Source organism: Arthrobacter sp. K5, assembly GCF_040448525.1.
Classification (GTDB): domain Bacteria; phylum Actinomycetota; class Actinomycetes; order Actinomycetales; family Micrococcaceae; genus Arthrobacter; species Arthrobacter globiformis.
This window is the reverse complement of the sequence record NZ_CP159279.1, coordinates 385,868-407,540: the sequence shown is the minus strand read 5'-3', so window position 1 is coordinate 407,540 and position 21,673 is coordinate 385,868. Positions and strand designations below refer to the sequence as shown.

Sequence of the window (21,673 nt, the reverse complement as noted above, 5' to 3'; positions counted from 1 at the left end):
GCCCGAAACAGGACTGAAAGGCAGCAGCCACGTGAAGCACCAGCGTATCCGCACGTTTAATACGAAAGACACCTACCCCGAGCAGAACCTGGACAACGATCTCTGCCAGGCAGTGGTCGCCAACGGCGTGGTCTATCTTCGGGGCCAGATCGGACAGGATCTGGAGACGCGCGAATCTGTAGGTATCGGCGACGTCGAAGCCCAGACGGAAAAAGCCATGGCCAACATCGACATGCTGCTTAAGGAGGCCGGCAGCAGCCTCGAAGACATCGTCAAGGTGACCGTCTACCTCGTCGATCCGCGCTACCGGGAAACGGTCTACCGGACCATGGGCCGATGGCTCAAGGGCGTGTTCCCCGTATCTACCGGAATCGTTGTCCAGGCACTGGCGCGCCCGGAATGGCTCGTGGAAATTGACGCCACAGCAGTGCTCTCGGCGGAGGGACAGGCATGACCTTCAGCATCGCTGCCACAGACGGGCAAGGCAGGTTTGGCATTGCCGTCTCCTCGTCCTCGCCCGCCGTCGCCGCACGCTGCGCGCACCTGCGTGACGGCGTCGGCGCAGTCAGCTCCCAGAACGTCACCGATCCCCGGCTGGGCCATGCGCTACTTGACCGGCTGCAAGCGGGCTATTCAGCGCAAGAGGCGATTGGCGCCGTCGTACGTGAATCACCTGCGGTGGACTACCGGCAGCTGGTGGTCCTGGACGCCAAAGGCGCGTCCGCAGTGTTCAGCGGAGCACACACCCTGGGCGTGTTCGGCGGGGCCAGCAGCCGAAACAGTGTCGCCGCCGGCAACATGCTCGCGCATCCGGGCGTTGCCCAGGCCCTCTGCGACGCATTTGAAGCCACCTCAGGGGAACTGGAAGTGCGGCTCATGGCCGCCCTTCGTGCCGCCGAGGCAGCCGGCGGTGAGGCTGGGCCGGTGCGCTCGGCCGGCCTCTCGGTGGTCTCCGGCCACGGGTGGCGCGACACCGACCTGCGGGTGGACTGGCATGAGGACCCGATCGCAGGGCTCGAGCAACTCCTGCAGGTCTGGCTCCCGCAGCGGCAGGACTATGTGATTCGCGGGCTGGACCCGGCGTCTTCCGTTGGTTATGGAGTGGCGGGCGATGAACGCTGAATCTGCTACCGCGATGAGTCCGGCATGCCTGCCCGGTCAGCGCGGTCGGGTCCTCGATGCCGTCGGCGCACAGCACGCGGCCCTGACCCGGCTCTCGGAGACACTTCACGCCAACCCGGAACTCGGCTGGCAGGAACACCGCGCAGCAGAGTGGACCGCTGACTACCTGGCGTCGCACGGATTCGAGGTGGAGAAGGAGTACATGGGCTTCCCCACCGCGATACGGGCCGTCTTCGGAAACGGCGCACGGCGCATCGGGCTCATGGCCGAGTACGACGCACTACCCGGCCTCGGGCACGCGTGCGGCCACAACATCATTACCGCCATCTCATGCGGTGCCGCTGTTGCGTTGGCAGAGTTTGCCGCCGAGCGGGACCTCACCGTGGAACTCTACGGAACGCCGGCCGAGGAAGGCGGCGGCGGGAAGATCGAGTTGCTCAAGAAGGGTGCCTTCCTTGGGTTGGATCTGGCCATGATGGCGCATCCAAGCCCCGTCGACTCGGCCGAGGCCCGTCCCTACGCCGTGGCCCACACCCATGTGGAATACCGGGGTAAGTCTGCCCATGCCGCCGCGTATCCTGACCGGGGCGTCAATGCCAACGACGCGTTCATCGTCGCCCAGGTTGCCCTGGGGCTCCTCCGCCAGCAACTGCCCGCCGGCACCCGCGTCCACGGCATCCAGACCCGCGGCGGCGAAGCGCCCAACGCCATACCTGAAAAGACCGAGGGCCGCTGGTACGTCCGTGCTGAGTCGCTTGCCCAGTTGGGCAATCTGGAAGAGCGGGTCCACCGCTGCTTCGAGGCCGGGGCGCTCGCGTCCGGCTGCGAGTTATCGGTCACGCCGGAGTCGGACCCCTACTCGGAGTTCCGCACGGACCTGCGGGCGCTGGCGCTGTATGTCACGCATGCGGAATCACTTGGCAGGGACTTCAACGCCCCGCCGGAGCAGGCGACCATGAACCGGGCCTCAACCGACATGGGAAACGTGTCCCAAGTGGTTCCGGCCATCCACCCCTATATCGGGCTCGGCTGCTTCCCTGCGGCCAACCACCAACCCGAGTTCGCCGCCCACTGCGTTGGAGAGGCGGCCAACCGTGCCATCCATGACGGCGCTGCGGCTCTGGCGCTTACTGCGCTGGACTACGTGTCCGCGCGGTAGCCAGGTTTTTGCACTTGTGGACTTCTATGGAACAGGACCATGACAGATCAACTTCCCTCCCCCGTCGCGGGACCGCGGCGGGAGCACGACAGCCTCGGGGACGCTGATGTCCCCGCCGACGCCTATTGGGGCATCAGCACCCTGCGGGCCGTAGACAACTTCCCGGTCAGCGGACGAACCATCGGCACCCTGCGCTCCATGATGTGGGGCCTCGGTGCCGTGAAGTATGCAGCAGCCCGTGCCAATGAAAGCCTCGGGCTTCTTGAACCGGACAAATCTGCCGCCATCCAACGGGCCTCCCGTGATGTCATGGACGGGCTCCTCGACGACCAGTTCGTCGTCGACACCATCCAGGGTGGCGCGGGGACAAGCACAAACATGAACGCCAACGAGGTGATAGCGAACCGCGCCCTGGAACTGATGGGTCACCGCAGGGGCGACTACGCTGCAGTGCACCCCATTGATGACGTGAACCGCAGCCAGTCCACCAACGACGTGTATCCGACGGCGATCAAAATTGCACTGCAGCGGGAAATCTCGGAGTTCTGCGCCGAACACAGCAGGCTCATAGGGGCTTTTGATGCCAAAGCCGCGGAGTTCGCCGGCATCATCAAAGTAGGCCGCACCCAGCTCCAGGACGCAGTACCCATGTCCATGGGACAGGAGTTCGGGGCATTCGCCGAAACCCTGCGCGAGGATGGAAACCGGCTCCTCGAGCTCCTTCCGCATCTGCGGGAATCCAACCTGGGAGCCACCGCCATAGGTACCGGCATCACCGCTCCCCCGGGATACCGGGAAGCCGTCATTCGTGAGCTGAATTCGGTCACGGGCCTGCAGCAGACCTCCGCGGCCAACCTCGTTGAGGCCACCGGCGATACCGGAGTCTTCATGCTCGTCTCCGGTGTGCTGAAGAGAGCGGCGGTGAAGCTCTCCAAGATCTGCAACGACCTTCGACTGCTTTCCTCCGGTCCGCAGACGGGGTTCGCGGAAATCTTCCTGCCCGCCGTGCAGGCAGGATCGTCCATCATGCCCGGCAAGGTCAACCCGGTCATCCCCGAGATGGTCAACCAGGTCGCCTTCCGTGTCATCGGTGCCGACGCAACGGTGACCATGGCCGCGGAGGCCGGCCAGCTTCAGCTCAACGCGTTCGAACCAGTCATCGCGGACTCCCTTCTTGAGTCGCTTGCCTGGCTCACAGTCGCTTGCCGTCAGCTCCGGACCCACTGCGTCGATGGCATCACAGTGAACACGCAGGTGCTGCAGCAGCGGATGCTCGACTCGATAAGCGTCGTCACAGGTCTTGCCCCCTTGATCGGCTACGCCGCCGCGGCCGAGCTGGCCAAGGAGGCACTTGCTTCCCGTCGAGGCATTGCGGACCTGGTGATGGAGCGTGGACTGCTCGACCAGCAGAAGGTGGAGGATGCTCTTTCGGCGAGGGCCTTGGCCGGGTTGGGCTGACGCCGGGCGGCAGCTTGCGATGGGCCCGGTGCGTGGATCATGTTCCACGCACCGGGCCCTTTCTCTGTGCTTCCTCCTGCTCGGTTCCCCCTACGATGGGATCCTTTTCCGCCGGCACCCCGCAGGAAGCAGCTGCAAGAGCAACAGCGAAGGGGACCATGCCTCCGTGGCACGGTCCCCTTCGCTGTTCGCTGTGTTCGCTCCCCTATGCCCGTGGCGTCAGATGGCTCCGCTCGCCACCAGGGCGTGCTGGTCGTTGTGGGCAAGGTAGCTCCGCTGGATGGCGATCTGGTCAGCGACGTACCTGGCGTCGTGCCATACGCCCCAGATGAAGCTGGAGCCGCGGCGTGACTGCCACGGCAGCCCGAGGAAGTAGACGCCAGGCTCAGTAGAGACTCCGCGTTGGTGACGTGGCCTGCCCTTCTCATCGAAAGCGTCCACCTGCAACCAGCTGTAGTCGACGGCGAAGCCGGTGGCCCAGACAATGGAGGCAACACCTGAGCCAGCGAGGTCGAGCTCGAGGATCGGGTGCGTGACGCTGTCCGGATCGGGCCCCAGGGTGCGGGCTTCAGGCTCCTCAGGGAGATCAAGGCCGTTGCGCTCGACGTAGGCGTCAGCTTCATCGAGAAGGCCCAGATAGTGAGCGTCGCCGTTCGCGATGTTGGTACGGAGGTCCTCGGCAAAGCGCATGGTTCCGTCCCGGAACGCTTCCGTCCGGCCGACGAGCTTGATGCCGCTCCCGGCGAGGGCCCGGAAGTCGACGGTGTGGCCGCCGTCGGCACCGCTCACCGCGATCGTGACGTGTTCCGCGCCGGCCGCGGGGGTGGAAGCGTCCCACATGCCGAGCACTCCGAGCCACCAGCAGAAGTCGCGTCCGCGGTAGCTCCGCGGGGGCCGGTCGTGCGGCCCGACCGAGAGGAAGACCTGCCGGCCCGACCGCTGGATTTCGGCGGCAATCTGCACGCCCGAAGACCCTGCACCGACCACGAGAACGGCGCCTTCCGGAAGCTGCGCCGGGTTCCGGTACGAGCTGGAGTGGACCTGCACAAGGTCGGCAGTGTCGGGAACGACGGCGGGGATCACCGGCCGCTGGAACGGCCCCGTTGCTGCCACGACGTAGCGTGCGTCGAAGTTCCCGTCCGATGTCTGAACATGGAATCCGGGTGCGCCGACTTTCCTGCGCACGGATGTCACCTCCACGCCGCAGCGGATCGGTGCACCGATCTTCTCCGCATAGGCAACGAAGTAATCCGCTACCTGCTCCTTTGACGGGAACGAGCCCGGCTCAACGTCGGTGAATTCCAGGCCCGGAAAGCGGTCATGCCAGGCCGGTCCGTTCGCAACCAGGGAGTCCCACCGCATGGTGCGCCAGCGTTCGGCGATACGGTCCCGCTCCAGGACCAGATGCGATATCCCGCGTTCGCTCAGATGCTCGCTCATCGCAACCCCGGCTTGACCCGCGCCCACGACGAGGACCTCAACCTCTTGGCTAATCATGTCGATCTCCTAATTTCAGCAGAGTTGCCACAGCGCTCCTCCGCGCACCTGAACGTCGCGCGCAGCCGATCCCGTCTTTGGGAATTCCGGCTGGAATCGCGGCCGCTGCGGCCCTCATAAGTGACGGTTGATCCATCTTCACTTGCGGCAAGTGCATCTGCATAGCTCATAAATCAGGGCAATCACATCTGAAATTGTGATGTCCGTTTACTCCCAGCTATGCGGGCATCGGCCCGGCCGGACTATCCGTATCGCGGATAGTTCCTACGAACGCCGGCATTTTCACCTCGGACACCCGCCGTTGGGCCGAGGCCATGCTTGTCCAACGCGAACGAATCCTTTATGTGGGTGACGCCGACACAGCACAGCGCCTTCGTCCGGATGCCGAGAGAATCGACTTGGAGGGCCGACTGGTTGTGCCCGGTTTCGTGGACGGCCACGCCCACGTGCTCGGCACCGGCGAAGCCCTGGGCCAGGTCAGCCTATGGGGCGCCAAGTCCGTCGAAGAGATCCAGCAGCGAATCACTGCATGGGACACCGAGCGCCCTGCCGCTGCCCGGGTCCTGGCCACAGGTTGGCTGCACGGAGCAATCCCGGGCGGTGTCCCCGACGCCGGAATGCTCGATGCCGCAGTTCCCGGAAAGCCCGTCTACGCCTTCGCATACGACTTTCACTCTGTGTGGGTGAACACGGCCGCTCTTGCAGAACTGGGAATCACGGCTGACACTCAGAACCCGCTCGGCGGCACCATCAAACGCAATGCTGCCGGGCACGCCACAGGCTATATCGACGAGAACGCCTTCTACGACATCGTGCTTCCCTTCCTGGATTCCCAAGTTAGCGAGAACGAACACGGGGCCAGCATCGCCGCCGTCCAACGCGCCTACCGCGAGACCGGCGTGACCACCGCATGCGACATGGGATTCAACGAGACCGACCTTGAATCATTCAAGCGGGCAGACAAGGACGGAAGCCTCACCAGCCGGCTCATTGCCTACTGGCGCGTGAATAACACCGGCTCCGCCGAAGACAACATCGCCCAGGTTCAGCGGGCGGCCGAACTTGCCGCCGAGCACCCTTCGCCCTTCCTGCGCGTGGTCGGCATCAAGGTGATCATCGACGGCACGATCGACGGCTGCACCGCGACCCTCGGGAGTCCCTACGCCGACGGGTCCAACGCAGCCCCGATCTGGAGCCTCGAGGAGCTCGCACCAGTAGTCGCAGCTGCCGATGCCGCCGGGTTGAAAGTCGCGATGCACGCCATCGGAGACGAATCAGTGCGGATCGCGATCGGCGCCGTCGAACACGCGGTGGCTCAGAATGGCCCACGCGAACGCCGTCACCGGATCGAGCACCTCGAGCTCGTGGACAGGGCCGACGTCGATCGCCTCGCTTCACTCGGTATCACCGCGAGCATGCGGCCGGTCCACGCCGACCCTGCCATCAGTGCGAATTGGCGGGCAAAGCTCGACGACGACCGCGTCGAGCGCGGGTTCCCGTGGCCATGGATGACGGACGCTGGCGCGCGCCTCGCTTTCGGCACCGACTCCCCCACGTCGCCCCATGCGCCGCTGCCCAATATGTACGTCGCCGCCACCCGCGCCTCCGCCCTCGACCCAACCGCAGCGGCCAATGTCCCGGACTTTGCGCTACCACTTGCCAACGCCGTCGAACACGCCACCCGTGACTCGGCCTGGACGTGTGGCGCGGAGCACGAGATCGGCCGCCTCGCCGCCGGCCTCTACGCCGACTTCGTGGTCCTCGACACAGATGTTCTCGCGGCCGCAAGCCCAACCGCGCTCCTCGGCACGGAAGTCCTGCGCACAGTCGTCGGCGGCCGGACTGTTTACGACGGACAGCACGCCGAGCGGGAAACCTCACCGCACTGATTCACCGCAACCCTTGCAGCATCAAGCGTGAGGAGCGTCAGGTCTCCCCGAAGGCGGACAGGATGATCGGAAGGCCGGCCTGGGCCAATGAATCCGCAACAGCCCTGCCAACACCGGTGGCGGAGAGCACCGCACCGAAGAACGCGCCGGCACCGACCACCAGCAGGATCAAGCTCAGGGGGCCGACGCCTTGATGCTGGGCCCGAAACCGGCCGGTGGATGATGTGGAACGACAGGCCGGATCCCGAGCTGAGGGATCTTTGCGTTGGAGGAGGCAGGGCCAGGTTGAGCCGGGCTTGCCTGGTTTTCCCTCTGGACAGGTGTCCCCCGGTGCCAAGCCCTCGGGCGCGCCGGGCGACGCCGTGTCTGAGGTTCACCGCGTGGCTGGACCTGTCGGCGCTGCGCCGTAGAGGTCCCCGATGATGGCCTTGGCGATGGTCGACGCCGGATCCCGTCCGTCCGGTGACGGTGCAAGGTTCGTCCACACTACCAAGGTCACATTGTTCTGCGGATCTCTGCCCATGAAAGTGTTGTAGCCGGGGAGTTCGCCGGTGTGTCCGTAGAGCGGGCCGAACTGGGCCAGCGCCATGCCATACCGCGCGGCGCCCGGGTTGTCCGGGTCGATCGGCGCAAGGCTGTCCATGCGCTTCTTTTGTAGGTCCGGGTTGAGCAGCTTGCCATCGGTGAGGCCCTCGGCCAAGGTCATGAGGTCGCCCGCCGTGGAGACTCCCTGCCCGGCGGCCCACGTCCAGGAAGGGTTGGCGTTTGTGTAGTCATGCGGTTTCAATGAGCCGTCCTGCGCCTTGGCGATCAAGTCCGCAGGAAGCTTGGCCGTGGACAGGGTGAAAAGGTTGTCCATGTACATGTAGCCGCGGGAGAAAGGCTTGGGAAGGCCGGAAGACTCCGCCGCCGGAAACGACGTTTGTTTCAGGCCCAGTGGTTCCAGGATCCGGTCACGCACGATCTGGCCGAAGCCCTTGCCATCCAGTTTCTCGGCTATGAGCCCCAGCAGAACCGTGTTGGTGTTCGAATAGTGAAAGCCCTCGCCGGGGCCGAAGTATGCGGGCAACGGCAGGGCGATCGCCACGAGTTGCTCAGGCGTCCATGCCCGTTGCGGCGTGGTGTCGAGGGCCTTGTTCAGCTCGTAAGTCTCCGAGTAGTTGTAGATTCCGCTACGCATGGTCAGGAGTTGTTCGATGGTGATGTTGTCGCCGTTCGGTACGTCAGAGCGGTACTTCGAAACGGGATCCTCAAGCTTGAGTTTGCCTTCCTGCACGAGCTGCAGGATGACGGTCCCAGTCCACGTCTTGGTGACGGAGCCGATGCGGATGTGGTCATCGAGTGAGACAGATGTTGACCCGCCTGCGCTCGTCACGCCGTAGGTGAGGCTGACGTCGCCTTGCGTGGTGCGGAGCATCATGGCCGCTCCCGGTACGAGCAGCTCCTTGGCGAGAGTCCGGAAAGTGTCCTGGATCTTGGCTTTGTCCAGTCCGCCGAGAGTCGCCGATCCTGTCTTTCCTCCCGCCGTCGTGCCGGTAGTTGAAGGGGCCACCGATGGCGGTGCAGTGGACGACGCGGGAGCCTGCGTTGGCGTGGACGTGCACCCGGAGATCGCCAACGCAGTTGCGGTTGCGATGCCGAGTGCGAGGAGGCGGGAGGGAAAATGCCAATTGTGGTTGTGCCTGCTACTGGTCACGGTGGACTCCCCGGCGACGCTGATAATTGCGCTCAACGTACCCCAGCGGCGTCGCGAGATCCACCCCTTTCCCGTACCTGATGACATGAGGTATCGGACGCCATCACGGGCGACCACGTACGGCCCGCTGCCTCTGCATTTGGCAGCACCTTGATGCCCGCCCACGCCGGAGCAACCAGTGAATTGGAAACGACAAACTTAGGCACCCGGTTGAGCGTGCCGCCGATCTCGTCGGACTGGTGCGGCCAGTAGGCCGCGAAAATGTCGTAGGTCTTCCGCCCGAGGAGCAGGGCGTCGATGCGGCCAATCTCCTCGCCGATGGCAGCGCCAGCCTCGTCATCGGACACGGGCGCCTGCCAGCTAATCGCTGTCCATAGCCTGCGGCCGTGACAGACTGATGCCATGCTGCTCGACGTGCTCGTGAGGACCTTGGAAGCCGTAGCGGCCACCCGCTCCCGGCTCGCCAAGGTCAACGAACTTGCAGACCTGCTGCTCCGGCTCGACCCCGCGGACATCCCGACGGCGGTCGGCCTGCTCACCGCTAAGCCTCGCCAGGGCCGAGTCGGGATCGGCTGGAGCGGCATGAGAGCGGCCAAGGGCGGACCCGCTCCTGAGCCGAATCTCACTATTGCCCACCTCGACGCTGCGTTGGACAGGCTGCAGGCAACCGCAGGCACTGGCTCGACCGTGGAACGCGCCGCCACCCTTCGGACCCTGATGGCGGAAGCCACCGAACGCGAGCAGGCCTTCATCGCCGGCGTGCTGCTCGGAGAACTTCGTACCGGTGCACTCGAAGGCGTACTGACGGATGCAATCGCCCGCGCCGCCGGCCGGCCGGTCGAGGCTGTACGCCGCGCAGCCATGCTCTCCGGCGATCTCGGCTGGGCCGCCCTGCTGGCGATCACGGGCACGGCGGCCCAGCTTGACGCTGTCGGCCTCGTCGTCGGACGTCCCGTGCAGCCCATGCTCGCCGCAACCGCGGCCAGTGCCAGCGAGGCGCTGGAGGCGACGGGGGAAGCGTCGGTGGAATACAAGCTCGACGGCGCACGTATCCAGGTTCACCGTGCCGGCGACGACGTGCGCATCTACACCCGCACCTTGGCCGAAGTGACCCATCGGCTGCCTGAGGTTGTGGAGGTGGTGCGCGGACTGCCCGTGCGCGATGTGATCCTCGACGGCGAGACACTAGCCCTGGACGAGGACGGCGGCCCCCGGCCGTTCCAGGAGACCATGTCAAGGTTCGGGACGAACGCGGCGCGCACGACGCTGCTGCATCCGTGGTTTTTCGACGTGCTGCACATCGACGGGCGCGACCTGCTGGACGAGCCGCTGTCCACACGCATCGGCGTGCTTGAGCGCATTGCGCCGGGTCACCGCATCCCGGGGAAAATCACTGCGGATGCGGCTGTTGCCGAGAGCGTGTCGCGCGATGCGCTGGCCGCCGGTCATGAGGGTGTGGTCGTGAAGGCGGTGGGCTCGGCCTACGCCGCCGGGCGGCGGGGTTCGAACTGGATCAAGGTGAAGCCGGTGCTCACCTACGACCTGGTGGTGCTCGCCTGCGAATGGGGGTCAGGACGGCGCACCGGACTGCTGTCGAACCTGCACCTCGGAGCCCTGGACCCTGTTGGCGAGTTCGGCGAGGCCGGCGGCTACGTCATGGTGGGCAAGACTTTCAAGGGCCTCACCGATGCGCTGCTGCAATGGCAGACTGAAAGGTTCCAGGAGCTGGAGGTGCGGCGAACTGCGGGTACGGTGTGGACCGAGCCGGTCACCGTGGTCGAGATCGCCATCGACGGCGTCCAACACTCTCCCCGCTATCCGGGTGGAATCGCCCTTCGGTTCGCACGCGTGAAGCGTTACCGTGACGACAAGACGGCCGCAGAGGCCGACACCATCCAGACGTTGCGCGCTCTGCTCCATACCCCAGGGGGCAGAAACGTATCGCCCGCGCCGACGGAACCAGATTTGGGAAGAGACATCCCACTCCCGAAAAATTGATGGTTTAGCGTTGTCCGTGCAGGCGCGTGCACGAGCTTCAGATCCGAGCAGCGGCGACGGTCCAGATGAGCCGACGATCCTCACGTGCCGAGCACTCCGGGCAACCTCCTCAACGAGAAACCGCCAATGACAGCCCCCGGCCCGAAACGGAAAGGGTATGGAACCGCGCGCGTGTGGCAGGATGGGTTGCCGCGTTCAATACCTGGGAATCGAGTACTACAGTGGATGCATGGCTGCCAGCCGCCATCCGCTCGACGACCTGCGCGAAACCATCGTCCATCTGGCCGATCAGCTCAAGCTGCCCGTTTCGGAGCGCGTCGACGACCTGGTCGGCGATCTCATCGGTGCGAGGCCCGGGCCGGCCCGGCCGCTGTCCGAGGTGCAGGCCGAGCTCGATGCTCTGGTCGGACTGGAGACCGTGAAGGAACAGGTGAGGGCGCTCGTCGCACTGCTCCAGGTCCAGGCCCGCCGTAAGGCGCACGGCCTGCCGGAGGTGGCCACATCACAGCATCTGGTGTTCCTCGGAAACCCGGGCACGGGCAAGACCACCGTGGCGCGGCTCCTGGCCGAAATGTACCGCGCGGTCGGTCTGCTGCAAAAAGGCCACCTGGTCGAGGTCGACCGTTCGGGCCTGGTGGGGCAGTACGTCGGCGCGACCGCCATCAAGACGGACCGGGTGATCCGGCGTGCGCTGGACGGCGTCCTTTTCATCGACGAGGCCTACGCGCTCGCCCCGGAGGACGGCCGGATGGACTTCGGCCCCGAGGCGATCGAGGTCCTGCTCAAGCGGATGGAGGACCACCGCCACCGCCTGGTCGTGATCGTGGCCGGGTACCCGCGGCTGATGGAATCCTTCTTGCTCTCCAACCCCGGACTGCGCTCCCGGTTCGCCCGCGAGATCACGTTCCCCGACTACTCCGTCGACGCACTCCAGATGATCTTCCACCAGATGCTGGCCCAGCACGAGTACACGCTGGAGCCGGGCGCGGACCAGATGCTGCGCCGCATCCTCACCGGGCTTCACGCGGGCGAGGACTCCGGCAACGCACGGTTCGCCCGCACGCTGTTCGAGCAGACGCTCAACCGTCAGGCGCTGCGGCTGTCGCTCGACGAGGAACAAAGTCTCGACGCGCTCGATCGTGAGGCCGTCATGACGCTCACCGCGGACGACATCGTCGAGGCCGCGCTGGCATTGGGTGAGGAGCCGGAGCCTGAGCCGGAATCGGAACCGACGCCGGAACCGGAGCGGTCACGCTGGTGGCGCTGGCTGGTCTGACCGGATCTGCGGCGGCTGCCAGGCGAACGCCCGTCCCGCCCCGAGCGGGAAAAGCACAACTGTTCCGATGCCGTGCAACCGGAGGACGGCTTACCTACCCACCGAAGCCTGCCCGCTAAGGCCCCCGGGGCGCACAGCCCCGGCATCCAGGGCAAGTCGCGAGCGGGGCAACCGACCAGTGTCATGGCGTTGCACTTTTTTCAGACATGGGCACAGAAATGGAAACGTGCATGATTCAGGGCCCGCCGCGGATCAGCATGACCCGAAGCGCAGCGGCACGGTTTTCAAAGCCGCATTCATCGGGCTTTGACTCCCGTCGCAGCTCGCCCCCTGGTCCTACTGCGTCTTCTGGAAGGCCCCATGCACCCATGTGACGCAGTTCATGGAAAACAGTTGACAAGCTTGTACAAGCTTTTCCATACTTGGGGGGAAGGGTTTCAACGAAGCAACTGGAGGACTGATGGCGGCAAAACTCACGGACGTCGCAAAGCTCGCGGGCGTCTCGCTCGCCACCGCGTCACGGGCGTTCGGCGACCCCGGCCGGCTCGCCGCCGAGACGCGGCAGAAGGTCATGGATGCCGCCGCCCAGCTCGGGTACGACGTCCCCGGCCTCACTGGCAGCCGGACCTTCGGCGTTGTGGTCCCGGACATCTCCAACGCGGTGTTCGCTGCGCTCATCAAGGCCATCCAGGACCAGGCCTGGCACGGCCGGCACCGGATGGTGCTCGCTGACACCGGCGAGTCCTCCGCCCGGGAGCGCGACCACGTCGCGGCCTTCGCCACCGGTGTGGACGGTATCATCCTCTGCTCCCCGCGGCTCCCTTCGGAGCAGATCCACAACCTGGCCGGCAACGCGCCGCTCGTCGTGATCAACGGTGAGGCCGACCATGCGGCCCGCGTACTGATGGAGGCCGGCGAGGGGATCCGGCAGGCCGTTGAGCACCTGCACGCCCTCGGCCACCGCAAGCTCGCCTACATCCCCGGCCCGGCCTCCTCCTGGGCCAACGGCCAGCGTCTTGCCGCCATCACCCGCCTCTGCGACGAGTGGGGCATTGAACTGGTCACCGTGGGCAACCAGAACGCCACGGTCGACGGCGGCCTAGCCGCCGCCGCGTCGGTGGTCGCCAGCGGCGCCACCGCCGTCATCGCCTACAACGACCTCGTGGCTATCGGCATGCTCGCCGGAGCCCGGACACTCGGCTACCACTGCCCCGAGGACATCAGCGTGGTGGGCATCGACGACCTCGACATCGCCGCCGCTGCCGAACCAGGACTCACGTCCGTCCGGGTTCCCATCGGCCGCAGCGGCTCCCTCGCCCTCGAACTCCTCCTCGAACAAATTTCCGGCAAGCCGACGGCCACCGAAGCCGTCCACCTCAACTCGCAGCTCATCGTGCGCGGCTCCACGTTCGCGGCCCGCACCGCCGACCAGACCCTCCAGGGAAAGTAACCATGAGAGTCGTCATCGCAGACTCCAACCTGATGCCCCAGCGCGCCACCTTCGAGGCGGCACTGCCGGAAGGCACCGTGACGTCCTGGCACGACAGCTGGAACGAACACTCGGTCCTGACCGACCTCAAGGACGCCGACGTCTACGTGGGCCCGAAGTTCACCGCCGCCATGGGCGCCGAGGCACGGAACCTGAGGCTGGTTCACGTGGCGGGCGCAGGCTACGACGGCATCGACGCCGCCGCCCTGCCCGCCGGGACGGTCTGCGCCAACACCTTCCACCATGAGGGCTCCATCGCCGAGCACATCGCCACCGTGCTCGTGGCGCTGCGCCGCAACCTGCTGGGCCAGGACGCAGCCCTCAGAACCGGTGTCTGGTCCTCCTCGGTCTACTCCCCCGACATCCGCCAGCCCGAGACGCTGCGCGGCGCGGTGGTAACGTTCCTCGGCTTCGGCCACATCGGCAGCGCCGCCTGGAAGCTGCTGCAGGCCTTCGGCGCGGAGGGCATCGCCATCACCCGCAGCGGCTCCGTCAACGCGCAGGAGAACTCGCTGCGCTGGACCGGCGCCACTGACCGCCTGGGGGAGGCCCTCAGCGAATCCGACGTATTGGTGGTCAGCATCCCGCTCGACGCCGGAACCACCTCCCTGATCGGTGCGGCCGAACTGGACGACCTCGGCCCCGAAGGGCAGATCGTCAACGTTGCCCGCGGACCCGTCGTCGACGAAGCCGCACTTTACGAGGCCCTGAAGGAGCGCCGGATCGCCGGCGCCGCCGTCGACGTCTGGTACCAGTACCCGGGCACGGACGGGCGTGGCGAACCCTCTGCCCTGCCGTTCGGCCGGCTCGACAACGTCATCATGACCCCGCATTCCTCCGGCGTCACCACCGAGACCTTCCGCGGCCGTGCCCGCGAAATTGCCGAAAACATCACCCGACTGTCAGCGAACCAGCCCCTGAAGAATGTAGTGATTTCCCGATGACCCGAAAAATCGTTGACGTCGACGTCCTCGTCACCAGCCCTAGCCGCAACTTCGTCACCCTGAAGATCACCACCGACGACGGCATCGTCGGCTGGGGCGACGCCACCCTCAACGGCCGCGAACTGTCCGTTGCCAGCTACCTCCGCGACCACCTCGCGCCCGCCCTGCTCGGCCGGGACGCGGACCGGATCGAAGACACCTGGCAGTACTTCTACCGCGGCGCCTACTGGCGGCGAGGGCCGGTAACCATGGCCGCGATCGGTGCCGTCGACCTGGCGCTGTGGGACATCAAGGGCAAGGCCCTGGACGTTCCCGTCTACCAGCTCCTCGGCGGCGCGGCCCGCGACAAGATCCTGACCTACACCCACGCCACCGGCTGGGACGTTCCCGAGCTCCTCGATTCCGTGGACCGCCGGCGCGAACAGGGCTTCCGCGCTGTCCGCGCCCAGTCCGGGGTTCCCGGCCTGGACAAGGTCTATGGCGTCACGAAGGGTGCCGCCAGCTACGAGCCGGCCGGCCGCGGCGCCGGTCCCGTCGAAGAGGACTGGGACACCTCCGCCTACCTGCGCCACGCCCCGAAAGTCCTCGCCGCGGTCCGCGAGCACGTTGGCCCGGAGCTCAAGCTGCTGCACGACGTCCACCACCGGCTCAACCCGACCGAAGCCGCCCGGCTGGCCCGTTCATTGGAGGACGTGGACCTGTTCTGGCTCGAGGACGTCACCCCGGCGGAGAACCAGCGGCTGCTGCGCACCCTGCGCCAGCAGACCACCGTACCCCTGGCCATCGGCGAGGTCTTCAACACCGTCTGGGACTGCGAGCACCTGATCACCGAACGCCTCATCGACTTCATCCGCACCGCCGTCGTGCATGCCGGAGGCATCTCCCACGTCCGCAAGATCCTCGCCTTGGCGGAGGTCTACCAGATCAAGGGCGCCCCGCACGGCCCCTCCGACGTCTCGCCGATCAACCTCTCTGCCTCCCTCCACCTGGGCCTGGCCACGTCCAACTTCGCCATCCAGGAATACATGGGCTACGACCCCCTGGTGTCCGAGGTGTTCCAGGCCACCTTCCGCTTCGAAGACGGCTACCTCCACCCCGGCGACGAACCTGGCCTCGGCGTGCACGTGGACGAGCAGGCCGCCGCCCGGTTCCCGTACAAGCAGGCCTACCTGCCCATCGCCCGCGAGCTCGACGGCTCCATGAAGGACTGGTGACCATGACGTCTTCATCAACCCCCGGACTGTCCTCCGCCATCCCCGGGATCCTGCGGCGGCCGGCAGTACCGGCGGCCCCCGGGATCGTGCACCTGGGCCTCGGCAACTTCCACCGCGCCCACCAGGCCGTCTACACCGACGCCGCCGTCACTGCCCACGGCGGCGACTGGGGCATCATCGGCGTCGCCAGCCGCTCCACCGCCATCCCGGACGCCATGCACGCCCAGGACATGCTCTACACCGTGGTGGAAATATCCCCCGGGGGCTCAAAGTTCTCACTTCCCCGGGTCCACACCGACGCCTTCACCGCCGCCGCCAACCCGGACCGGGTGATCACGGCCATCGGCGACGCCGGCACCCGGATCGTGTCCCTGACCGTCACCGAAAACGGCTACAACTACACCCCCGCCACCGGCTCGCTGAACCTCCAGGACCCCGCCATCCAGCATGACCTCGCCAACCCCGGCACGCCGCGGACACCGATCGGACAGATCGTCCGCGGCCTGCAGCACCGATCCCGGACCCACGCGGAACCCGTCACCATCCTCAGCTGCGACAACCTCGCCGACAACGGCCACCACACGCAGCGGCTGGTCCGCGAATTCGCCTCCCGGCTCCCGCCCGCCGAAGCCGGCGAGGCCCTAGCCTTCATCGACACCCGCACCAGCTTCCCCTCGTCCATGGTGGACCGGATCGTGCCGGCCACCACAGACCACTACCGCAGCCTGGTCGCATCCGAGCGCGGCTACAGCGACCGGATCCCCGTACCCGCAGAACCGTTCACCATGTGGATCGTGGAGGATAACTTCATCGCCGGACGCCCCACCTGGGAGGACGGCGGCGCGGTGTTCTCCGACGAAGTTGCCGGCTACGAGCAGCTGAAGGTCCGCCTGCTCAACGGCACCCATTCCCTCATCGCCTACCTCGGAGCCCTCACCGGAGCCGTCACCATCCCCGACTCCGTCTCACACCCGGCCATCGAACTGGCCGCCCGATCCGTGCTGCAGAACGAGTATCTGCCCAGTGTCACGGTGCCGTCGGGCGTGGACGTGGACGCCTACGAGGAACAGCTCTTCTCCCGCTGGCGCAACACGGCCCTGGGCCACCGCACCAGCCAGGTGGGCTCGGACGGGTCCGTCAAACTCCGTCAGCGGATCCCGCTACCGGCTTTGCAGATGCTCGACGACGGCCGGACGCCACAGCTGCTGGCGCTCACCACCGCCGCGTATCTGGCATGCATCGCTCCGCTGCCCGGGTTCGACCCCGGCCCCCAGGCCCACGCCATGGAGGACCCGGCACGCGGCCTGCTGGCCGGGCTGGCGGCAGGCTCCCGCTCGGGCCAGGACTTCGCCCGCAAGGTCCTCGGAGACCACCACCTCCTTGGCCAGGAACTGGCCGAACGCGACGAGTTCATCCTGCGCACCGGCGAATTCATTGACATCATCCACTCAGCAGGAACCCTGGCTGCCGTCGCCGAAGCCAGCACCGCCGCGTCCCTCACTTCAGCCCCGTCCCTCCAAACCACACGGAGCACGCCATGACCACCCAAACCATTCCCGCAACAAACACCGCCGGGCTTCCCACCGGAACCCAGGCCGCCGTGCTGCACGGCGCCCGGGACCTGCGCATCGAGCACAAGCCGCTGCGCGCCCTCGGCCAGAATGACCTGCTGGTCGAAATGCGCTCCGGCGGGATCTGCGGCTCGGACATGCACTACTTCGCCGACGGCCGGAACGGCACCAACGTGCTGCGCCAGCCCACCGTCCTCGGACACGAGGGTGCCGGCGTCGTCATCGCCGCCGGACCGCAGGCCACCACCGCCGCGGGCACCGCCGTCGTCATTGAACCCGCCCTGCCCTGCCGGGAATGCCCGACGTGCCTGTCCGGGCGCTACAACCTCTGCCCTGCCGGAACCTGCTTCGGTTCCCCGCCCACCGACGGGCTGTTCGCCCGCCACGTGGTGGTGCCCGAGGCTGCCGTCCACCGACTGCCGGACACCATCCCGGCGGAAATCGGAGCAGCGATCGAACCCCTCGCCGTCGCCGTCTGGGCCGTGGAACGGGCGCAGGTCCGCAAGGGCCACCGCGTGCTGATCACCGGCGCCGGACCCATCGGCCTGCTCGTCGCCCAGGTCGCAGCAGCCCAGGGCACCGCCGAGATCGTGGTGACGGACGTGAACGCCGACCGCCTCGCCGTCGCCGCGAAGTTCGGCGCCACCCGCACCATCAACACCGCAACCACGCCGCTGGACCTGACGGGCATGGACCGGCTCATCGAATGCTCCGGCAACACGAGGGCCCTGGCGGACGGCCTCCAGACCTTGGCGCCGGCAGCCCGCGCCACCGTCGTCGGCCAGGCCAAAGCCACGGTGGACGGTATCCCGCTCGGGTTCCTCCAGCGCTACGAGATCGACCTCGTCACTGCCTTCCGCTACGCAAACGCATTCCCGGCTGCGATCGACCTCGCCTCCTCCGGCGTCGTGGACCTGCCGTCCATCATCACCAGCACGTTCCCGCTCGAAGACGCCGCCGCCGCACTCACCGCACCGGTGACCGACCCCACCAACCTCAAAGTACTCATTACCTACCCCCCAACCGCCCCCTAGCCTCGCAAGCTCGGCCAGGGAACCCGGCGGTCGTGGCCCCAGGCCCAGCAACCGCGTTACATCCATTCAAAGGAGTTTGGAAATGACCACAGCAGCGCACCTCCCCCCGGGGGAAGTCGACCAGAGCAAAGTCCGGAAGGCCGCCGTCGCAGGCCTCATCGGCACCACCCTCGAACTGTATGACTTCGTCATCTACGGCACCGCCTCGGCCCTCGTCTTCAGCAAACTGTTCTTCCCCAACGTCTCCCCCGCAGCCGCGCTGATCGCCAGCTTCACCACCTTCGCCGTCGGCTTCCTCTTCCGTCCGCTCGGCGGCGTCTTCTTCTCCCACTTCGGCGACCGCCTCGGCCGGAAATGGATCCTCGTGGTCACGCTGCTCCTGATGGGCGGCGCCACACTGGCCATCGGCCTGCTTCCCACCTTCGACCAGATCGGCCTGCTAGCCCCGATCCTGCTGTGCGTATGCCGTGCCGCCCAGGGCTTCGGCGCCGGCGCCGAACAGTCCGGCGGCGCAACACTGCTCACCGAATCCGCAGCCCCCGGCACGCGGGGCAAGCTCGCCTCGCTGATCATGGTCGGCGCCGCCGCCGGCACCGCCCTGGGCGCGCTGGTGTGGATCGCCGCCCAATCCCTGGCACCGAACGACATGCTGACCTGGGGCTGGCGGCTCGTCTTCCTCTCCAGTATCTTCGTCACCATCGCCGCCCTGGTCATCCGGCGCAAGCTCGACGAATCCCCCGTGTTCGAAGAGATCAAGCAGGCCCGCACCGAGCCGCCCGCCCCGCTCAAGGAAGTCGCCAAGCACGGCAAGGCCAACGTCCTGCGCGTCATCCTGATGAACTTCGGCGTCAGCACCCAGTCCTACACCATCCAGGTCTTCATGGCCTCGTACCTGATCACGGTTGTCGGCACGGACCCCAAGTTCATCCCGCCGGTACTCCTCATCGGTGCACTCTGCGGCGGCGTCGCCGCCGTGTCCTTCGGAATCCTGTCCGACAAGATCGGCCGCCGGCGCGTGGTCTCCGTCATCACCGGGGCACTGATCCTCTTCCCGGCACCGGCCTTCATGCTCCTGACCACCGGCTCCCCCGTGGCCATCGTGCTGGTGATCATCGTGGGCTTCATGCTGGCCTGCCAAGGCGTGGTGGGTGTGCACATGAGCTACTTCCCGGAGATCTTCGGCAGCCGCTACCGCTACGCCGGCGTCACCCTGGGCCGTGAGTTCTCCTCCATCATCGGCGGCGGCATCGCCCCGATGGTCTGCGCCGGACTGCTGGGCCTGTTCAGCAACTCCTGGATCCCGGTGGCCATCTACATGTCGCTCACCATGCTCGTCAGCTTCATCGCCACGCGGCTCTCACCGGAGACCGTCAACCGCGACCTGACCGACCCCGAGGACGCCGGCCGTGCCGACGTGGTCGCCACCCCTACGGTGGCGGCTGAGCTGGCCGCCGCCCGCACAGTCAAGTAACACCCAGTGCACGACGGCGGCACGCGCCGCCGTCGTGCACTGTCAGTTCCGCTGTACAGCACTTCCACCGCAAAGGAATCCAATGCTCCGCCTCGAAAACCCCGGCACGGCGTCCCGGCCGTCACCCTCCGCAGTCCTCCGCGACACCAGGGCCGTGGCTGTCCTCCGGGCCAGGCACGCCTCGGACTACGCGCCGGTCATCGAGGCGCTGCAGCGCGGCGGCGTACTCAGCATCGAACTCACCCTCAGCACACCCGGCGTCTGGGAGGAACTCCCCCTCCTCCTGGAGCGGTTCGGGGACTCCGTCGAGATCGGCGTCGGAACGGTCACCGAGGCGGCGGAAGCTGAGACCGCCCTCGACCTGGGTGCCGCCTACATTGTCACGCCCGTGACCGACCCGGGAGTCATCAATGCCTGCGTTAGCCGCGGCGTTCCGGTATACCCGGGCGGCCTGACCCCCACCGAACTGCACACCGGCTGGAAACTGGGCGCCACCGCAGTCAAGGTCTTCCCCGCATCCACGGTCGGCGCCGGCTACGTTTCACAGCTTCGCGGCCCGTTCCCGGACATCGAGGTCATTCCGTCCGGCGGAGTCAACATCGAGGACGTGCCGGCCTGGATCAGGGCCGGCGCACTTGCCGTCAGCCTCGGCGGGCCGCTCCTGGGCGACGCCTGCAAGGGCGGCGACCTGCAGGACCTCACAGCCAGGGCACGGCGCCTGCGCAAGCTGATCGACCAGACCGTCGAGCAGCTAGGGGCGATCAAGTGAACCCGGCACCGTACGTGCTCACGTTCGGCGAGACCATGGCGCTGATGCGTGCCGACCAGGTCGGCCCGCTCGCGCACGCCTCCACCATGAGCCTGGGCATCGGCGGCTCCGAGTCCAACGTCGCCATCGGCCTCCAGCGGCTCGGCGTGCAGGCCGTCTGGTGCGGACGCACAGGATCGGATGCGCTTGGCGAGTTGGTGGGGCGCGAAATCCGTGCCGAAGGGGTGGACGTCCGCATCGCCGTCGACCCCTCCGCCCCCACCGGCCTGATGATCAAGGAACGCAGGACACCTGCCACCCAGCGCGTCAGCTACTACCGGGCAGGCAGTGCCGGCTCGCAGATCGCGAGCACAGACATTGACGAACAACTCATCGCCGGGGCCGGCCTGCTGCACGTCAGCGGCATCACCCCCGCCCTCTCCCCGCAGGCGGAGGCAACCCTTAGGTATGCCGTCGACGCCGCAAGAATCCATGGAGTGCCGGTGTCCTTCGACCTCAACTTCCGCAGCAACCTCTGGTCGGCCGAAGAAGCAGGAGGCATCTACCGGAACATCATCCCGCTCGCCGACATCGTATTCGCCGGCGACGACGAGGCCGCGATCGCGGTAGGTGCCGGTGAACCCGAGGAACTTGCCCGGAGAATAGCGGCACTGGGACCAAGCGAGGCGGTCATCAAGCTCGGCGCCGACGGGGCCCTTGCCCTGATCAACGGCGCACTGTTCCGGCAGGAAGCAATCACCGTCGACGCCATCGACACCGTCGGAGCCGGGGATGCATTCGTTGCCGGCTACCTCGCCGAATACATCAGCGGCCGCGGACCCCAGGACCGCCTCAGCACCGCCGCCGCCACCGGCGCCTTCGCCTGCCTTGTCCCCGGCGACTGGGAGGGCTTCCCCCGCCGGCACGAACTCCCGATCCTCCAGACGCGGGAGCCAGTCAGCCGGTAACAGCCCCTGACCATGGGGACACGCCTCAAACCTGGCCTGGCAGCGGCCCACCAAGCTTCCCCCGGCCAGACGAGTCCTGCCGCAGCGTCGGCCGGGGAACTTTCCTAAAGGGCGCGAGCCTCGGAGCTAACGTCGTCGT

Annotated in this window: 18 protein-coding genes and 1 pseudogene; 15 read left to right on the top strand and 4 right to left on the bottom strand. The window is 66.8% G+C overall.

The window, feature by feature from the left end:
* Nucleotides 1–31 precede the first annotated feature (31 nt).
* The 4 genes from ABRP34_RS01750 to ABRP34_RS01735 are packed head-to-tail and all read left to right on the top strand — an operon-like array spanning nt 32 to nt 3,739.
* Nucleotides 32–454 (top strand): RidA family protein, encoded by a 423-nt coding sequence (locus ABRP34_RS01750; RefSeq protein ID WP_314195862.1) that lies wholly within the window; start codon nt 32–34, stop codon nt 452–454.
* A complete protein-coding gene (locus tag ABRP34_RS01745; RefSeq protein ID WP_353712022.1) occupies nt 451–1,122 on the top strand; it encodes a DUF1028 domain-containing protein in 672 nt (223 codons plus the stop codon). Before ABRP34_RS01750 ends, ABRP34_RS01745 begins: the two co-directional genes overlap by 4 nt.
* A complete protein-coding gene (locus ABRP34_RS01740; protein WP_353712021.1) occupies nt 1,112–2,281 on the top strand; it encodes a M20 family metallopeptidase in 1,170 nt (389 codons plus the stop codon). Before ABRP34_RS01745 ends, ABRP34_RS01740 begins: the two co-directional genes overlap by 11 nt.
* Nucleotides 2,282–2,320: 39 nt before the next feature.
* Complete coding sequence (locus ABRP34_RS01735) at nt 2,321–3,739, top strand: aspartate ammonia-lyase (protein ID WP_353712020.1); 1,419 nt, start codon at nt 2,321–2,323, stop codon at nt 3,737–3,739.
* A gap of 219 nt (nt 3,740–3,958) precedes the next feature.
* Here ABRP34_RS01735 and ABRP34_RS01730 read toward each other — a convergent pair whose 3' ends face one another.
* Nucleotides 3,959–5,236 (bottom strand): NAD(P)/FAD-dependent oxidoreductase, encoded by a 1,278-nt coding sequence (locus ABRP34_RS01730; protein WP_353712019.1) that lies wholly within the window; start codon nt 5,234–5,236, stop codon nt 3,959–3,961.
* Nucleotides 5,237–5,550: 314 nt separating this feature from the next.
* Between ABRP34_RS01730 and ABRP34_RS01725 the strand changes: the two genes are divergently transcribed.
* Entirely contained in the window at nt 5,551–7,125 is a 1,575-nt protein-coding gene (locus ABRP34_RS01725) for an amidohydrolase family protein (RefSeq protein ID WP_353712018.1), read from the top strand.
* A gap of 37 nt (nt 7,126–7,162) precedes the next feature.
* Here the strand turns inward: ABRP34_RS01725 and ABRP34_RS01720 are convergent, their stop codons facing one another.
* The 3 genes and pseudogenes from ABRP34_RS01720 to ABRP34_RS01710 form a co-directional block, all read right to left on the bottom strand.
* Entirely contained in the window at nt 7,163–7,297 is a 135-nt protein-coding gene (locus tag ABRP34_RS01720) for a hypothetical protein (RefSeq protein WP_353712017.1), read from the bottom strand.
* A 201-nt stretch (nt 7,298–7,498) separates the two neighbouring features.
* Nucleotides 7,499–8,821 carry a serine hydrolase domain-containing protein gene (locus ABRP34_RS01715; RefSeq protein ID WP_353712016.1) on the bottom strand — a complete coding sequence of 441 codons (1,323 nt, stop codon included), beginning with the start codon at nt 8,819–8,821 and terminating at the stop codon, nt 7,499–7,501.
* Nucleotides 8,822–8,940: 119 nt separating this feature from the next.
* Nucleotides 8,941–9,180 (bottom strand): annotated as a pseudogene (locus ABRP34_RS01710) (deaminase); the annotation flags it as partial.
* Between the two features lie 43 nt (nt 9,181–9,223).
* On the opposite strand from ABRP34_RS01710, the gene ABRP34_RS01705 reads away from it, so the two are divergent.
* From ABRP34_RS01705 to ABRP34_RS01660, 10 genes are all read left to right on the top strand, one after another.
* Nucleotides 9,224–10,819, top strand: coding sequence for an ATP-dependent DNA ligase (locus ABRP34_RS01705; RefSeq protein WP_353712015.1), 1,596 nt, complete (start codon nt 9,224–9,226; stop codon nt 10,817–10,819).
* A gap of 229 nt (nt 10,820–11,048) precedes the next feature.
* The gene (locus ABRP34_RS01700) at nt 11,049–12,095 is read left to right on the top strand and encodes an AAA family ATPase (RefSeq protein WP_353712014.1); all 1,047 of its coding nucleotides are present in this window, start codon (nt 11,049–11,051) and stop codon (nt 12,093–12,095) included.
* A 460-nt stretch (nt 12,096–12,555) separates the two neighbouring features.
* A complete protein-coding gene (locus ABRP34_RS01695) occupies nt 12,556–13,545 on the top strand; it encodes a LacI family DNA-binding transcriptional regulator (RefSeq protein ID WP_353712013.1) in 990 nt (329 codons plus the stop codon).
* A gap of 2 nt (nt 13,546–13,547) precedes the next feature.
* Entirely contained in the window at nt 13,548–14,528 is a 981-nt protein-coding gene (locus ABRP34_RS01690; protein WP_353712012.1) for a 2-hydroxyacid dehydrogenase, read from the top strand.
* Entirely contained in the window at nt 14,525–15,742 is a 1,218-nt protein-coding gene (gene manD / locus ABRP34_RS01685) for a D-mannonate dehydratase ManD (RefSeq protein WP_353712011.1), read from the top strand. Before ABRP34_RS01690 ends, manD begins: the two co-directional genes overlap by 4 nt.
* A gap of 2 nt (nt 15,743–15,744) precedes the next feature.
* Nucleotides 15,745–17,283 (top strand): mannitol dehydrogenase family protein, encoded by a 1,539-nt coding sequence (locus tag ABRP34_RS01680; protein WP_353712010.1) that lies wholly within the window; start codon nt 15,745–15,747, stop codon nt 17,281–17,283.
* The gene (locus ABRP34_RS01675; RefSeq protein ID WP_353712009.1) at nt 17,280–18,347 is read left to right on the top strand and encodes an NAD(P)-dependent alcohol dehydrogenase; all 1,068 of its coding nucleotides are present in this window, start codon (nt 17,280–17,282) and stop codon (nt 18,345–18,347) included. The genes ABRP34_RS01680 and ABRP34_RS01675 overlap by 4 nt, the downstream gene beginning before the upstream one ends.
* A gap of 82 nt (nt 18,348–18,429) precedes the next feature.
* A complete protein-coding gene (locus ABRP34_RS01670) occupies nt 18,430–19,818 on the top strand; it encodes an MFS transporter (protein WP_353712008.1) in 1,389 nt (462 codons plus the stop codon).
* 82 nt (nt 19,819–19,900) lie between these two features.
* Nucleotides 19,901–20,587, top strand: a complete 687-nt coding sequence (locus ABRP34_RS01665; protein WP_353712007.1) for a bifunctional 4-hydroxy-2-oxoglutarate aldolase/2-dehydro-3-deoxy-phosphogluconate aldolase — start codon at nt 19,901–19,903, stop codon at nt 20,585–20,587.
* Entirely contained in the window at nt 20,584–21,534 is a 951-nt protein-coding gene (locus tag ABRP34_RS01660) for a sugar kinase (protein ID WP_353712006.1), read from the top strand. The genes ABRP34_RS01665 and ABRP34_RS01660 overlap by 4 nt, the downstream gene beginning before the upstream one ends.
* Nucleotides 21,535–21,673 lie beyond the last annotated feature (139 nt).

Excerpts from the sequence above, each read along its gene's own strand:
- ABRP34_RS01700 (WP_353712014.1), top strand. The coding sequence starts at position 11,049 with ATGGCTGCCAGCCGCCATCCGCTCGACGACCTGCGCGAAACCATCGTC.
- ABRP34_RS01740 (WP_353712021.1), top strand. The coding sequence starts at position 1,112 with ATGAACGCTGAATCTGCTACCGCGATGAGTCCGGCATGCCTGCCCGGT.
- ABRP34_RS01745 (WP_353712022.1), top strand. The coding sequence starts at position 451 with ATGACCTTCAGCATCGCTGCCACAGACGGGCAAGGCAGGTTTGGCATT.
- ABRP34_RS01670 (WP_353712008.1), top strand. The coding sequence starts at position 18,430 with ATGACCACAGCAGCGCACCTCCCCCCGGGGGAAGTCGACCAGAGCAAA.
- ABRP34_RS01675 (WP_353712009.1), top strand. The coding sequence starts at position 17,280 with ATGACCACCCAAACCATTCCCGCAACAAACACCGCCGGGCTTCCCACC.
- ABRP34_RS01730 (WP_353712019.1), bottom strand. The coding sequence starts at position 5,236 with ATGATTAGCCAAGAGGTTGAGGTCCTCGTCGTGGGCGCGGGTCAAGCC.
- manD (WP_353712011.1), top strand. The coding sequence starts at position 14,525 with ATGACCCGAAAAATCGTTGACGTCGACGTCCTCGTCACCAGCCCTAGC.
- ABRP34_RS01665 (WP_353712007.1), top strand. The coding sequence starts at position 19,901 with ATGCTCCGCCTCGAAAACCCCGGCACGGCGTCCCGGCCGTCACCCTCC.
- ABRP34_RS01725 (WP_353712018.1), top strand. The coding sequence starts at position 5,551 with ATGCTTGTCCAACGCGAACGAATCCTTTATGTGGGTGACGCCGACACA.
- ABRP34_RS01735 (WP_353712020.1), top strand. The coding sequence starts at position 2,321 with ATGACAGATCAACTTCCCTCCCCCGTCGCGGGACCGCGGCGGGAGCAC.
- ABRP34_RS01680 (WP_353712010.1), top strand. The coding sequence starts at position 15,745 with ATGACGTCTTCATCAACCCCCGGACTGTCCTCCGCCATCCCCGGGATC.
- ABRP34_RS01690 (WP_353712012.1), top strand. The coding sequence starts at position 13,548 with ATGAGAGTCGTCATCGCAGACTCCAACCTGATGCCCCAGCGCGCCACC.
- ABRP34_RS01705 (WP_353712015.1), top strand. The coding sequence starts at position 9,224 with ATGCTGCTCGACGTGCTCGTGAGGACCTTGGAAGCCGTAGCGGCCACC.
- ABRP34_RS01695 (WP_353712013.1), top strand. The coding sequence starts at position 12,556 with ATGGCGGCAAAACTCACGGACGTCGCAAAGCTCGCGGGCGTCTCGCTC.